Origin of the sequence: Sphingomonas sp. PP-CE-1G-424, from assembly GCF_004341085.1 — a bacterium.
Classification (GTDB): Bacteria; Pseudomonadota; Alphaproteobacteria; order Sphingomonadales; family Sphingomonadaceae; genus Sphingomonas.
Genome location: NZ_SLXW01000002.1, coordinates 220,720 through 235,798 on the forward strand (window position 1 = coordinate 220,720; position 15,079 = coordinate 235,798).

At 65.9% G+C, this 15,079-nt stretch carries 10 protein-coding genes; 3 read left to right on the forward strand and 7 right to left on the reverse strand.

Going from position 1 to position 15,079, the window contains the following annotated elements:
• Positions 1–47: 47 nt before the first annotated feature.
• The 4 genes from C8J43_RS06145 to ligA all read right to left on the reverse strand — a co-directional run bounded on the left by C8J43_RS06145 (position 48) and on the right by ligA (position 7,924).
• Positions 48–845, reverse strand: a complete 798-nt coding sequence (locus tag C8J43_RS06145; RefSeq protein WP_031393111.1) for a LytTR family DNA-binding domain-containing protein — start codon at positions 843–845, stop codon at positions 48–50.
• Positions 842–2,017 (reverse strand): sensor histidine kinase, encoded by a 1,176-nt coding sequence (locus C8J43_RS06150; protein WP_082470895.1) that lies wholly within the window; start codon positions 2,015–2,017, stop codon positions 842–844. Before C8J43_RS06150 ends, C8J43_RS06145 begins: the two co-directional genes overlap by 4 nt.
• 196 nt (positions 2,018–2,213) lie before the next feature.
• Complete coding sequence (locus C8J43_RS06155; RefSeq protein WP_133030180.1) at positions 2,214–5,591, reverse strand: TonB-dependent receptor; 3,378 nt, start codon at positions 5,589–5,591, stop codon at positions 2,214–2,216.
• Between the two features lie 209 nt (positions 5,592–5,800).
• Positions 5,801–7,924, reverse strand: a complete 2,124-nt coding sequence (gene ligA, locus C8J43_RS06160; protein ID WP_133030181.1) for an NAD-dependent DNA ligase LigA — start codon at positions 7,922–7,924, stop codon at positions 5,801–5,803.
• Between the two features lie 113 nt (positions 7,925–8,037).
• Between ligA and C8J43_RS06165 the strand changes: the two genes are divergently transcribed.
• Positions 8,038–9,009: an SDR family oxidoreductase gene (locus tag C8J43_RS06165; protein ID WP_133030182.1), complete on the forward strand. Its 972-nt coding sequence runs from the start codon at positions 8,038–8,040 to the stop codon at positions 9,007–9,009.
• Between the two features lie 161 nt (positions 9,010–9,170).
• Here C8J43_RS06165 and C8J43_RS06170 read toward each other — a convergent pair whose 3' ends face one another.
• Complete coding sequence (locus tag C8J43_RS06170) at positions 9,171–9,839, reverse strand: Crp/Fnr family transcriptional regulator (protein ID WP_133030183.1); 669 nt, start codon at positions 9,837–9,839, stop codon at positions 9,171–9,173.
• Positions 9,840–9,936: 97 nt separating this feature from the next.
• Here C8J43_RS06170 and C8J43_RS06175 point away from each other — a divergent pair, with 97 nt between their 5' ends.
• Positions 9,937–10,716: a class II aldolase/adducin family protein gene (locus C8J43_RS06175; RefSeq protein ID WP_133030184.1), complete on the forward strand. Its 780-nt coding sequence runs from the start codon at positions 9,937–9,939 to the stop codon at positions 10,714–10,716.
• 403 nt (positions 10,717–11,119) lie between these two features.
• On the opposite strand, the gene recN is transcribed toward C8J43_RS06175, so the two are convergent.
• The gene (gene recN, locus C8J43_RS06180; protein WP_133030185.1) at positions 11,120–12,784 is read right to left on the reverse strand and encodes a DNA repair protein RecN; all 1,665 of its coding nucleotides are present in this window, start codon (positions 12,782–12,784) and stop codon (positions 11,120–11,122) included.
• Between the two features lie 73 nt (positions 12,785–12,857).
• Positions 12,858–13,820, reverse strand: coding sequence for an outer membrane protein assembly factor BamD (locus C8J43_RS06185; RefSeq protein ID WP_056051853.1), 963 nt, complete (start codon positions 13,818–13,820; stop codon positions 12,858–12,860).
• Between the two features lie 169 nt (positions 13,821–13,989).
• On the opposite strand from C8J43_RS06185, the gene C8J43_RS06190 reads away from it, so the two are divergent.
• Positions 13,990–14,814 carry a class I mannose-6-phosphate isomerase gene (locus C8J43_RS06190; RefSeq protein ID WP_133030186.1) on the forward strand — a complete coding sequence of 275 codons (825 nt, stop codon included), beginning with the start codon at positions 13,990–13,992 and terminating at the stop codon, positions 14,812–14,814.
• Positions 14,815–15,079 lie beyond the last annotated feature (265 nt).

Genomic DNA, 15,079 nt, shown 5'->3' on the forward strand with positions numbered 1-15,079 from the left:
CCGGTTACCGGGAGGTCCCAGCTTTCGCTGGGATGACAACGACTAACTCAGTGAACGAACCGCGCCACCACATCACGATACGACCGCGAAACCTTCACACTCGCCCCCGAATTCAGCACCAGGAAACACTCGCCGTTAGTATGCGGCTTGACCTGCTTCACCAGATCCAGGTTCACGATCGTCGACCGATGCACCCGCTGGAACCTGCGCGGATCGAGCCGCTTCTCCAGATCCTTCATCGTCTCGCGTAAAATCAGCGTATTATCGCCGGTATAAATGCACATGTAGTCGCCAGCCGCATCGATCCGCTCGATCGTATCCACATCGACGCGGAAGATCTGCCCGCGATCCTTGATGTTGATGAGCTTCTCGAACCGGTTCGCCGACACGGCGTCCCCGTCGGGCATGTCCGCCGCCGCATCGGGCGCGACATCGGCGAGCACTTCGCGCAACCGATCGACTTCCTCGACCCCGCGCTTCTCGGACAGACGCTGCCGAACCCGCTCGATCGTATCCGCCAGCCGCGATTCCTCGACCGGCTTCATCAGGTAATCGACCGCTTGCGCCTCGAACGCACGCAACGCGTGGTCCGAATAGGCGGTGACGAACACGAACAGCGGCGGTTCGACCTCCATCAGCCCCTGCACGACGGAGAACCCGTCGAACCCCGGCATCTGGATATCGAGGAAGACCAGGTCGGGCTTGTGCGTCTTGATTGCGCGAATCGCCTCGCGGCCGTTCGAGCATTTTTCGATGATCTCGACGTCTTCATGGGCCTGGAGTCGGAGTTCCAGCCCCTGGATCGCCAGCGGCTCGTCGTCGACGAGAATGGTACGGATGGTCATGAGGCCTCTCTGTTCACGTCTTCAAGCTGATACGGAATCTCGATCTCGACCGAGAATCCGCCAGCGGGCGTGGAGCGGGTTTCGAAACGGTGGTCGGGCCCATATGCCTGAGCCAACCTGTCTCTAATATTAGCGAGCCCCACGCCTGTCGAATGGCTTGAACCGATCCGGCCCTCGATCAAGCCCGGACCGGTATCGGATACGGCGATCTGCACGCGTTCCCCGGCGAGCCGCACTTCGACGCAGATTTCGGCGCCTTCCTCTTGCGGGGTGACGGCGTATTTGATCGCGTTTTCGACCAAAGGTTGCAGCAGTAGCGAGGGCAGGCGGGCGCGTTCGGCGCGCGGATCGATCTCGAACTTCGGTCGCATGCGGTCTTCGAAGCGCATCTTCTCGATCTCCAGATACAGCTTCAGCTGGTCCACCTCCTGCGCGACCGTCACATGCGCGGTCGGCTCGTTCGCCAGCGTATAGCGCAGGAACGACGACAACCGGCTCAGCATCGCGTTCGCCCGCTCGGTCTGCTTGAGCAGCACCAAGGTCGAGATCGAGTTCAGCGTGTTGAACAGGAAGTGCGGATTGAGCTGGTACCGCAGCATCGCCAGTTGCGCCGACGACGCCTGGTTCTCGAGATGCTCCATCTGGTCGATCTGCTGTTCGACGATCAGGTAGAAGTTGATCCCGAAATACAGCGCCGACCACCCGAACAGCACCGTGAAGGTGATGTAGATCGACACCAGCAGCCGGCCCAGCGTCACCCCCGGCGTCGCACTCGCGATGAACGAGAAGGTGAACGCGTCGAGCACCGCGTACAGGAACGTCGCGGCAGCGAGCGTCGCGATCGTCAGGAATATCGCCACAAGGCGCGGCAACCCGCGATACATCCCGTAGAAGGTCGAGAGCAGCAGCGTAATGCAATAGCCGAGGATCGCCTCGACGATCACCGGGATCACGACGTCGAGCGTCACTCCGTTCGAGATCGACACGACGCCGCGGAGCAGCAGGTATCCGCTCCACCCCACCGCCTGCAACGTCCAGAACGCGCGGCTTTTATTCTCGAAGAACGGCCGCGCGGTGAAGGGCAGTGATCGGGTGCCGCGGACGGATCCGGCCGCGCTCGATCCGTGCGTGCTGGGTGCGGTCGGCGGGGCAGGAACGGGAAGCGTAGCCATGATGGCATCGGCTCTTACACGCCGAGGCTAGCCCACGCAAAACCAAGTCTTGGGCCGGCAACCGATCTTCCGCGCGGTCTTAACCTGCGTGGACTTGTGAGGGGGGACTGTCGTTGGCGGTCGCGTGTCGGACAAAAAAGACCGCCGCTTCCGGTGGGAAGCGGCGGTCTCGTCATTCCATCACGTCAGGCGCGGATCAGAACGTGAAGCGCGCGCCGATACGGATCGAGTAGAGCGACTGGTTCACGTAGATCTGGTCCTGCTGGGCGGCAAAGCTCGTACCGCCGCCGACCGGCGAGTAACGATACTGCGCGCAGGGCTGACCGGCGGTGTTGGCAACGACGCCGGCGATCGACGCACCGGTCGGGGTCGGCGTCGCGATGCACTGAACGCGGACGACGGCGGTGTTGTACGGGAACGCGTATTCGCGCTGCTGGCCCCAGTTCTTGTTGATGAAGTTGGTGAAGTTCTCGATATCGGCGAAGAGCGTCACGCGCGACCCGCTCAGGAACGTCGGGATTTCCTGCGCAAGGTGAAGGTCGAGACGCGTGAACCACTTGGAGTGGAAGGCGTTGCGCGGCGCGACCTTGCCGCGATACTTCGCCAGACCCGACGAGTCGATGAACGCGTTGACCGCATTCTCGACCGCAGTGCTGCTGTACGACACGCGCGCATCGTTCACGGTCGGGACGTACATCAGATAGCGGTTGCCGCCGACACCGGTGCCCGAGCTGACACCCGTCGTACCGAAGACCGACGACCGGTTCGCGCCGAAATCCTGGAACGTGTAGCTGAACGGATGACCAATCCGCGATTCGCCGAACAGGCCGAACGTGGTCTTGTAATCGCCGAAGAACGCGTGATCGTAGTTCACGCCGTACTTGAAGAAGTACTTAACCTGGTCGTTCGAGATGCCGTACTGAACGTTGTTGGGATCGGCGAACGCACCGTTGCTATAGTTCGAGCCGGCAGTCGACGAGGTCGCAGGTGCCGCGTCCTTGACGTCCTGATAGGTGAAGCTGCCGTTGATGTTCAGGCCGAAGTCGAACGTCTTGTCGAACCGCGCGACCGCGATATAGGCGCGGCCCTTGTTGGTGTTGGTCAACAGGATGTCGGTGTTCGTGTTGGTGCTGTTCGGACCGTCGATCAGGTTCTGGTAGCGCTGGCGGCCGTCCGGCGTCAGCGAACCGGTGATCGGCACCGAACGGATGTCGGTGAAATACACCTGCTCGCGAACCTTCGAATACAGCAAGTCCGCACCGAACACCCAGTTGTCGCCGAGCGGCCCGAGGTTGGCGGTGTATTCGCCGGTCAGCGTGGCGCGCCACTGTGACGGAATCTTGAAGTTCGGGTCGAGCGCATTGGTCGTCGAGGCGGTGGAGACCGTCGCGTTGGTCAATAGCGTGTTGACCGCGGTCGGGATGCTGGTCCCCGTAACCCCGTTCAGTGCGGCCGCGCCGGTCACCGCGTTGGTGGTCGCGCCGGTGAAGCCCGTGGCCGACCGGTTGATCGAGATCGAGTTGCTCAGCACGCCGGTGTTGGAGAAGCTGTTCGACACATAGACGTCGGGGGTGCCGCCGCCGAAGATGCCGCCGCCGCCGCGGATGCTCACCCGATTGGCAGGCTTCCAGTCGAACCCGGCGCGCGGCTGGAACAGCCCGAACCCGGAGATGTTGGCGGTGTTGCTGCCGATCTGGACGACCTTGCCGTTGACGATCGCGCCGTTCGCATAGCGCGACGCGAACGCGGTGTTGAGCGTCGGATTGTCATCCATCGCATACAGGTCGTAGCGTGCGCCGTAGCTGACGTTCAGCGTCGGCGTCACCTTCCACGAGTCCATCACGCCGAACGTGTAGCTCTGATAGCCGAAGGTCGCGGCGGCATCCTCGGGCACCAGCGACGGGATCGCGTTGCCATAGCCGAGCGAGTTCGCGCGCTGTGCCTGGAAGTCCGCGATCGAGTCGAAGTAATAATTGCCCGACGAGTTCTGCAGGAACGAGTTGAAGATCGAGACGCTCGAAATCTCGGTGAACACGCGCACGTCGTGGTCGTTCATCGTCAGGCGTGCCTGCGCCAGGCCACCCCAGGTCTCGGTCTTGAGCGCGTTGGTCTGGCGCGAGCTGTCCGGACCGAACGACACGACACCGGCGTTGTTGTCGCACGCGGTCAGCGAGCCGCCGACCGGGTTGGTCGGGTTGGTGCAGACGCGGAACTGCGCAAAGCCGCGGCCGAGCACCGGCTCCTGGATGCGCGTGTAGTTCTTGTAGAAGCCGCGGACTTCGGTCGAGAAGCTGTCGCTCCAGGTCGAGTTCAACTGCGCCACGCCGGTGTGCAGGCGGTTGCCCGAGACATAGGCGTTCGACGCGAGACCGAGGCCGGTCGGCGCGTTCAGGAACGTGTTGTTGAGCAGGTTGATCGCGTCGTTGGCGTAGGTGTAGGTCAGCGACAGCCGCTGGGTGTCGGTGATGTTCGCGTCGATCTTGGCGACGACGCGGTCGTCCTTGTCGCCGAGGTTCCGCAGTACGCCGCCGGTGTCGTAATTATAGACCGACTTGGCGATCGCGCTGATCTGGTCGACCGAGTTCTGCAGCACGCCGGGAACGCCGTTGCCGACATTGTTGTCGATCGGGCCTTCCGCGATCGGACGACCGCCGCGCAGACGCTCGCCGGCGACCATGAAGAACACCTTGTCCTTGATGATCGGGCCGGACAGCTCGGCGCCGAAATTCTCGACCTTGAAGTTGGGGACGCTGACGGTCAGGTCCTTGGTCTTCTTGCCGACGAACTCGTCGCGCGACTGCGAATAGAAGCCGGTGCCGTGGAAGTCGTTGGTGCCCGACTTCAGCACGATGTTGACCGCGCCGCCCTGGAAATTGCCCTGGCGGACGTCGTACGGCGCGACTTGCGCCTGGAACTGGCCGATCGCATCGAGCGGGATCGGCGAGCGGCGGCTGGGAAGGCCATCGCTGTTGAGCCCGAAATTGTCGCTGACCGACACACCGTCGACGGTGAAGCGGTTGTAGCGCGCATTCTGGCCAGCGAACGAGACCGAACGGCCGCCCGTGGGGCTGTCGTCGAGGCGGGCGAACGGATCGCGGCGTTCGAGGTCGCGGATGTCGCGGTTGACCGAGGCGATGTTGGCGATCTGCACCGCGTTCAGCACGGTCGTCGGACCCTGCGAGATCGAGCGGGCGTTAGGCAGGCGCGCCGCGGTCACGACGATCTCGTTGCCGCCACCGGCTTCCGAATTCAGTTCGATCGGCACGTCGAACGCCTGCGCGACGGTCGTGGTGATGTCGGTGACCTGAGTCGCCGAATAGCCGGTCGCGTTGACCGCGACGGTGTAGGGACCGCCGGCGCGCAGGCCGTTGACGTTGAACGAGCCCGAGTTGTCGGTGATCGCGGTCGCGCGGCTGCCGGCCAGGGTGTTGGTGATCTCGACGGTCGCGCCGACGACGGGCGTTCCAGCGGACGTCACGGTGCCGCGGATCGACGAGGTCGTCTCCTGCGCAGAGGCCGTCATCGGTGCGACCAGCGCAATCGCTGCCACACCCAGGAAAAGGTTGTTCCGCATCAGTAATACCCCTTTTGAGCCTTCGGCTCTGGATTTCGCGACTTCATGTCGTGTTAATCCGGCCCTGCACGTGGAATATTTCGGATATGTGACATTGGCGAGTCGTCTATTGTCACATCCGCACTCGGTCATGCCGCGTTGCAAAAAAGCCACGGAGTCGAACCGTTTCGGTCGTGCTGGAACCGTTTCGAAACAGGCCGTTACGGAGTTCAGCTCGCGGCGACGATCTCCGCCCATTCGGCTTCGGTGATGACGCGGATGCCCAGTTCGGTGGCTTTTTTCAGCTTGGAGCCCGCCCCCGGTCCGGCGATGATGAGGCCGGTCTTGCTCGAGACCGACGCCGCGACGCGTGCGCCGAGCGCTTCCGCCTGTGCCTTGGCTTCGTCGCGGCTGAGCGTTTCGAGGCTGCCGGTGAAGACCAGTATCTGGCCGGTGACCGGCGACTCGCGGGTTTCGTGGACGACATCCGCCGGCTTCACTTCGCGGAGCAGGTCGAACACGACTCGGCGGTTGTGCGGTTCGGCGCAGAACCCGATCAGCGCGCTCGCCACCTCGGGGCCGATCCCGGCGGTCTCGATCGCGCCAACCAGCAGCTTGTCGCGGCGAAGCACGAATTTCCGCTCGGGTTCGCCAATTGCTGCTTCGATCTGGCCGCGCAGGAAGACTGCGTGACGCAGTACCGCGCCGAGCGCCTTCGCCGACACATAGCGTCGCGCAAGGTCACGCGCGGTAATCTCGCCGACGTGGCGGATGCCGAGCGAGAACAGGAACCGGTCGAGCGGGATCGTCCGCTTGGTCTCGATCGCCGCGATGACCTTGGCCGCCCAGACGCGCCCGTCCTTCTTGCGCGCGGCTAGTTGCTCCTCGGTCAGGCGGAAGATGTCGGCGGGCGATTCGATCAGGCCGTCGCGGAAGAACGCCTCGATCAGCGTCTGCCCGAGCCCGCCGATGTCGAACGCGTGGCGGGAGGCGAAGTGGATCAGCCGCTCGACGCGTTGCGCCGGGCAGATCAGCCCGCCGGTGCAGCGATACACGACCTCGCCCTCCTCGCGCTCGGCGGCGGACCCGCATTCGGGGCAGACATGCGGGAAGACATACGCCTCGCGCTCGGCGTCCGGGGTGAGGTTCTCGACGATCTGCGGGATCACGTCGCCGGCGCGTTGCACGAGGACGCGGTCGCCCGGCCGCACACCGAGTCGCTCGATCTCGTCGGCGTTGTGCAGCGTTGCGTTGGTGACGACGACGCCGCCGACCGTGACGGGTGATAGTCGAGCGACGGGAGTCATCGCGCCGGTCCGGCCGACCTGAATGTCGATCTTCTCGAGCAGTGTCTGCGCACGCTCGGCGGGGAATTTGTGCGCGATCGCCCAGCGTGGTGCCTTGGCGACCTGGCCGAGCCGTGCCTGCCAATCGAGCCGGTCGACCTTGTAGACGACGCCGTCGATGTCGAACGGCAGGTCGACGCGCTCGGCTTCGATTTTGCGGTACACGTCGAGCGCGGCGGCCGTTCCTTCGACCCGCGCGAACCCTTCGGCGATCGGGAAGCCCCAGCCGCGCAACGTGTCGACGACCTCGGCCTGCGTCTCGCCCGGCACGACGCTGACCTCGCCCCAGCCATGCGCGAGGAACCGGAGCGTGCGGCTCGCGGTGACGCTCGCGTCCTTCTGGCGCAGCGACCCGGCGGCGGCGTTGCGCGGGTTGGCGAACTGCCGTGCGTCCTTGCCGGTCTCCTCGGCCTCGGCGAGCAGGCGCGCGTTCAAGGCGGCGAAGTCGTCCTTCGCCATATAGACCTCGCCGCGAACCTCGAAGATCGCGGGGGCCTCACCCTGCAAGGTCTGGGGGATATCACTAATGGTGCGGACATTGGCGGTCACGTCCTCGCCGACCTGCCCGTCGCCTCGCGTGAGGGCCTGGACCAGCCGCCCGTCCTCATACCGCAGCGAACACGACAGCCCGTCGATCTTCGGTTCGGCGGTCAGCGCCACCGGCGCGTCGTCCGCCAGCTTCAGGAACCGGCGCACGCGCGCGACGAACTCCTCGACCTCCTCGTCCGCGAATGCGTTGTCGAGGCTCATCATCGCCTTCGCATGCGCGACCTTCGCGAGATGCCCCGCGGGCGCCGCGCCCACCGTCCGGCTCGGCGAATCGCTCCGCACCGCTGCCGGAAACGCCGCTTCGACCGCCGCATTGCGCCGCACCAGCGCGTCATACTCGGCATCGCTGATCTCGGGCGCGTCGTCGGTGTGATAGCGCGCGTTATGATACCCGATCTGCGCGGCAAGCGTCTCCAGCTCGGCGGCGGCTTCGGTCTCGGTCGCGGGAAGGTCGGGCATCGCGCCGGGTTAGGGGAGGGCGCCACCTTTCGACAAGACCTCGATCAACATGGCGTGAACATTCGCCCGACTTGCGCGCTGACATCCCGAGACAATCTTTGGGACGTGCCATCATGACAGACACCAATCGCCGCGACCTGTTCAAGGGCGCCGCCGTCACTGGCCTTGCCGCAGCCGCCGCGCCCGCCTTCGCACAAGGCGCCGCGCCGCTCGCCGATCCGCAGACGCGCTTCGTCTCGACGCCGTTCCCCGAACAGCGCCAGAAATGGCCGGCGCTCCAGCGCGACATGCACCCCGTCCCCGATTGCGGCGAGACGAGTTACCGCGGCTCTGGGCGGCTCGCGGGGCGCAAAGCGCTGGTCACCGGCGGCGATTCGGGGATCGGCCGCGCGGCGGTGATCGCGTTCGCGCGCGAAGGCGCCGACGTCGCGATCAACTATTACCCGAGCGAGGAGCCCGATGCGCAGGACGTGGCGAAGCTGCTCCGTGCCGAGGGCCGGAAAGTCGTCCTGATCCCCGGCGACCTGACCGATGCGAAATTCTGCAACGACCTGATCGCACGCGCCAATCGCGAACTCGGCGGGCTCGACATCCTCGTCAACAACGCCGCCTACCAGCAGTCGAAGGAGTCGATCGCCGAGATCAGCGTCGAGCAGTTCGACCGGACGATGAAGACCAACGTCTACGCGATGTTCCACCTCTGCAAGGCGGCGATCCCGCTGATGAAGCCGGGCGCGTCGATCATCAACACCGCCTCGGTCAACTCGGTCAGCCCCGGTGAAGAACTGCTCGATTACGCCACCACCAAGGGCGCCATCCTGATCTTCACCAAGGGGCTGGCGAAGCAGCTCGGCAAGAAGGGGATCCGCGTCAATGCGGTCGCGCCGGGCCCGGTGTGGACGCCGCTCCAGGTCGCGGGCGGGCAGCTGCCGGGCAAGATGGGCGAGTTCGGGCAGGACACGCCGCTCGGCCGCGCCGGGCAGCCCGCGGAATTGGCGTCGCTGTACGTGACGCTGGCGGAGACGGGGACGAGCTTCACCAGCGGCAGCGCGTTCGCGGCAACGGGTGGCACCGGGGTGCTGTAACCGGGCGCGTTACCACCGCTCGATCCCCCTTAACTCCACCCCGGCGAAGGCCGGGGCCCAATTGGCAAGGTCGCAGTAACGGAGCGATGCGGATCGTTATCGCTATCCCCCAATTGGGCCCCGGCCTTCGCCGGGGTGGTGGTACCTATTAGCGGCGCAACCTACCCTGCGCCCAACCGCCGCAGCCCCTCCGCATCCACCACCCTGATCCGCGCATACTCCAGCACAATCACGCCTTCGCGCTCCATCGCCTTCAACGCCTTGTTGAGCGTCTGTCGCGACACCCCGATCATCGCCGCGATATCCTCCTGGCGGAGTGCGACGCTGTCGCCCCCCGCCGCGCGCACCATTCCGCCCAGCATCCGCGCGAGCCGGACCGGGATCGGCTGCGACAACGTGTTCATCATGAACGCCAGCGACGCGCGCTGGTGCGCGCACGCCAGCAGCCCGATGTCCCACCATAATTCGGGCGTGCCGCCGGCCAGCCGCCGGAATGCCTCGATCCCGATATGCAGCACGCGCGCCGGTCCGAACGCGATCGCATCGTGCGGCCTCGGCCCCGCGTCGAGCGTCGACAGCTCGCCGAACCACGTCCCCGGTCCCATCATCAACACCACCATTTCGGCGCCGATCGCGGGATAGCCGATCAGCCGGACCTGCCCGTCGAGCACCGCCCACAGCCCGTCGGGCGGATCGCCGACGCCGTAGAGCCGCGTGCCCGCCGCCACGGATCGGACGCTCGCCTCCTGCAGCAGCAGCGCGCGTCGAGCAGCTGGTACCGCGCCGAACCACGAGTCCGCTTCTAGCAGCGCAGGATCGATCGAAGACATTGCGGAAGTGTCGGCCGATCGCCGGGATTGTCAATCCGGCGACATTTCCGCGATCCGCGCCATGCTATGTGACGCGCATAACAAAAGGAGATGGATGATGGCGACCGCACTCAGAACCGAGCCGACGATACGGGATCTCGTGTCGCCCGAGGAATGGGCGCTGCGCGTCGACCTCGCCGCGGCGTATCGCCTGATCGCCTATTATGGCTGGGACGATCTGATCTTCACGCACCTGTCGGCGCGCGTGCCCGGCCCCGAGCATCATTTCCTGATCAACCCCTACACGCACATGTTCGAGGAGATCACCGCGTCGTCGCTCGTCAAGATCGACGTCGATGGCAACAAGGTCATGGACACGCCCGCACCGGTCAACCGCGCGGGGTTCGTGATCCACTCCGCGATCCACGCCGCGCGCGACGATGCGGTCGCGGTGCTGCATCTGCATACGCCGCACGGCCAGGCGGTGTCGGCGATGGCGGAGGGGCTGCTCCCGCACACGCAGACCGCGATGATCGCCGGGCACGACGTCGCGTATCACGACTTCGAAGGCATCGCGACCGAGCTCGAGGAGCGCGAGCGGCTGGTCGCGGATCTCGGTACGAAGCACAGCATGATCCTGCGCAACCACGGCACGCTGACGGTCGGCGAATCGATCCCGCAGGCGTTCCTCCGGATGTATTTCCTCGAACGCGCGTGCGAGGCGCAGGTGCTGATGCTCAGCGCTGGGCGGCAGAATCTCAATGATCCCAACCAGGGCGTCGCGGAGAAGGTCGAGGGGCAGTCGAGCGGCCCCGGGATGCGGATGCTGGCGGACGGCCTGGCGTGGCCGGCGCTGCTGCGAAAGCTCGACCGGATCGACCCGAGTTTTCGCGACTGAGCGGATCAGACCGGCGCGGGCCATGCGGTGGTGTACGCTACTAAGTCCACCACCCCGGCGAAGGCCGGGGCCCAGTTGGCAAGGTCGCTGTAACGCTTGGAGGCCTTCGCCAAATGCCGTCTCCCAACTGGGCCCCGGCCTCCGCCGGGGTGGTTAGACTAGGGTGCCGAAAACGCCTCCGGTATTGGCGATCGCACTCTTCCTAGCCACACCCATCCGCGGCAAGCGATGCCCTGATCGGATCGGCTTCAGATACCCTCGCCCCGGAAAATGTCGGCTCCCCTCCCTGAAAGGGAGGGGCTGGGGGTCGGTAGGCCGGCTTGTGCCACCACTCTCCGAACGCGTGGAAGCCGCCCCACCCCCGGCCCCTCCCTTTCAGGGAGGGGAGAGAAGTCGGCAAAAGTCAGGCGCGCTCCAGCAACCGTTCCGCCTGCGCGCGCGCCTCGTCGGTGATCTGCGCGCCGGACAGCATCCGGGCGATCTCTTCGCGGCGTTCGTCTTCGGACAAGGCCCGCACGCCGGTTCGCGTGACGGTGCCGTCGCTGCTTTTCGCGATCAGCAGATGCTTCGCCCCCCGCGCCGCGACCTGCGGGCTGTGCGTCACCACCAGCAACTGCGTGCTCAGCGCCAGCCGCGCGAGTCGTTCGCCGATCGCGCTCGCCACCGCGCCGCCGACGCCGCGGTCGATCTCGTCGAACACCATCGTCGACGCGCCGCCCTCTTCCGCCAGCGCGACCTTCAGCGCGAGGATGAAGCGCGACAATTCGCCGCCCGACGCGATCTTGGTCAGCGCCGCGAACGGCGCACCCGGATTGGTCGAAATCTCGAACTCGACGCGGTCCTTGCCCGCCGCCGACCAGCCCTCTTCACCCAGTGGTGCCACCACCGTCTGGAACCGGGCCGCATCCAGCTTCAACGGCGCCAGCTCGCCCGCCACCGCCACGTCGAGGCGTTTCGCTGCCGCCAACCGCCGCTTCGTCAACGCATCCGACGCCGCATCGAATGCCTTCCGAGCCGACGTCACGCGTGCCTCGATCTTCGCGATCCCGCCTTCGCCCGCATCGAGCCGCTCCAGCCGCGCACGCATCTCGTCCGCCAGCGCGGCAAGGTCATCCGGCTGCACGCGATGCTTGCGCGCCATCGCGCGAAGCTCGAACAACCGCGCCTCGTCATCCTCCAGCGCGCGCGGATCATACGCCATCTCGGCCCGCGCATCGCGCAGGCTCTCCTCCGCCACCGACGCCTCGATCACCGCGCGATCGACCGCGGCGAGCGCATTGCCGAGCGCAACATGATCCTCCGCGATCCGCTCGAGCACGCGCGCGGCCTGGCGCAGCTTCGCCATCCCGCCGTCCTTACCCTCGAGGAAATCGTCGATCGCGGCGAGGTCGTCCGCGATCTTCTCCGCGCGCTGCATCGACCGCCGCGTATCCGCCAGCGTCTCTTCCTCGCCCGCGACAGGCGCCAGCGCGGTCAGTTCGGCAACCGTATGCTCCAGCCACTCGCGATCCCGCGCCGCCGTCTCGATATCCGCGCGCGCCACCGCCAACTCAGCCTCAGCAGCACGAAACGCCGCATACGCCTTGCCCGTCGCGCCCGGCTCGGTCCGCCCGAAGATGTCGAGCAACGCCCGATGCCCCCGCGCATTGAGCAGCCCGCGCTCGTCATGCTGCCCGTGGATCTCGACCAGATGCGGCGCCATCTCGCGCAGCAGCCCCGCCGACGCCGGCTGGTCGTTGACGAACCCGCGACTGCCGCCATCCGCCTTGACGATCCGCTTCACGATCAGCGGTTCGCCGCGCTCGATCTCCACCCCGTTCTCGTCGAACAGCAGCGCGAGCGGCGACTCGGGGGCAGGGGCATCGAACGTCGCGGTGACCACGGCCTGCGCGGCACCATGCCGCACGAGCCCGCTGTCGCCGCGTCCGCCGAGCGCGAGGCCCAGCGCATCGAGCAGGATCGACTTGCCCGCACCGGTCTCGCCAGTGAGCACGCCGAGCCCTTCGCCGAATCCCAGATCCAGCGCTTCGATCAGCACCACGTCGCGAATGGAAAGTTCGGTCAGCATAGGATGTCCGCCATAGACGAACGGGCGCGCAATGCGATCCCCCTATGTTCCAACCGAACGGCCTGGACTCGCGTCAGCTGCCGGTGTTGGACGGCTGGCCCGCCGAACGCGGCTTGTCGGGCGTCCGCACCGAAGGGCCGGTCGGCGTCGAGCCCGGCTCGTCGAGCTCGACCATCACCGACGGCGTCCCCTTGGTCCCGACCGGCACCACCTGTTCGCCGGGCTTCAGCGGCGGCACGGCCGGCACCTGCTTCTTCTTCAGCAGGTCGTACGCATGCTGATACCAGTCGGTCCCGGGATAGTTGCGCCCAAGCACCGCGCCGGCCTTCTCGGCCTCGACCGGCACGCCGAGTGCCAGATACGTCTCGGTCAGCCGCATCAGCGCTTCCGGGGTGTGCGTCGTCTGCTGGAACTTGTCGATCACGGTGCGGAACCGGCCGTTCGCGGCGAGCCACTGGCCGCGCGTCTCGTAGAACCGCCCGATCTCCATCTCCTTGCCCGCGAGATGGTCGTTGACCAGATCGATCTTCAGCCGTGCATCCGATGCATAGCGCGTGTTCGGATAGCGGCGCATCAGTTCGCCGAGCGAATCGAGCGCCTGGCGCGTGATCTTCTGGTCGCGCGTCACGTCGGTGATCTGCTCGTAATAGCCGAGCGCGATCAGGTAATAGGCGTACGGCGCATCGCGGTTGCCGGGATGGACCGCGAGAAAGCGCTGCGCCGAGCTGATCGAGGCGGTGTAATCGCGTGCGAGGTAATAGCTGAACGCCGACATGATCTGCGCACGGCGTGCCCAGATCGAATAGGGATGCTGGCGCTCGACCTCGTCGAACAGCTGCGCTGCTTCCTTGTAGCGCGCCTGATCGAGCCGCCGCTTGGCGGTAGAGTACAGCGTACCCACGTCGCGCGCGACATAGGGCAGGTCGCCCTTTGCGGCACGACCGCCCGCGCAACCAGCCATGGGGAGCGCAAGCGCGGCGACGAGCGTGACCACAAGGGCACGGGGCATGCTCGGAAAGGACTGGGGGATACGCATTGGCGTTGTCCTTAGCGTAACCGGGGCTTCGCGAACAATCCCTTTCGCCAAACACCCAAGCAGGCGTTCGGACAGGCGACTTTCATGGGGCAGGGGGGCTTTCGCTGGCGCGGATCGCACGGCAAAGGTCGTGCGTTGGCGAAACGCCATTCCAATCGAGGACGATCCCATGCCCGCCACCCTGTTGCACACCCACCGCGTCGAGAAGCCCTGGGGTCGCGACACGCTCTGGCCCGGTTTCGAGGACGCGGCCGCGGGAACGCCGCCGATCGGCGAAGTCTGGTTCCAGGAGCCGGGCAACACCACGCCCGACCTGTTGATCAAGTACCTGTTCACCAGCGAAAAGCTGTCGGTCCAGGTCCATCCGAACGATGAGCAGGCGCACGCCCGCGGCTTGCCGCGCGGCAAGGACGAGTGCTGGACGGTCCTCGCCGCCGAACCGACATCGACGATCGCGGTCGGCACGAAGCAGGCGATCTCGAAGGACGAACTGCGCCAGTCGGCGATCGACGGCACGATCGAGGACAAGCTCGACTGGAAGCCGGTCAAGCCGGGCGACTTCATGTATTGCGCCTCGGACACGATCCACGCGATCGGCGGCGGCCTGACGGTGATCGAGGTCCAGCAGAATTCCGAGACGACCTATCGCCTGTACGATTACGGCAGCGACCGCGAACTGCATCTGAAGGACGGCATCGAGGTCGCCGATCCGACCCCGTACGTCCCCGTCGCGCCGCCGGTCGAGATCGAGACCGGCCGCACGATCATGGTCGAAGGGCCCAAGTTCGTGCTGGAGCGCTGGAAGGGCGGCGATCACGTCGTCAACCTGCCCGAGGGCACGACCGGCTGGGTCATCCCGATCACCGGCTCGGGCGATGTCGCCGGCGTTGCGTTCAAGGCGGGTGAGTGTGCGACGATGACTGGTAGCGAGACGGTCTCGACCAGCGCGGATGCGGACGTGTTGTTCGCGTATCCTTTGGCGAAGCGGATTTGAGCGAGGGGTAGATCGAACGAGGGAGGGGGGAAAGCGCTTTCCGCCCTTGTTCTCCCGCGAAGGCGCGAGTCCAGTCTGGGTCCCCGCCTTCGCGGGGAAACATGATGGTTCAGGCCGAACGCCATTCCCACGAGCGACCACCCCATACCTTCTTGCTCCACCCCGGCGAAGGCCGGGGCCCAATTGGGAAACGTTGCTCATGAAGCGTGGCACGCTGTTATGATCACCTTTCCAACTGGGCCCCGGCCTCCGCCGGGGTGGTAAG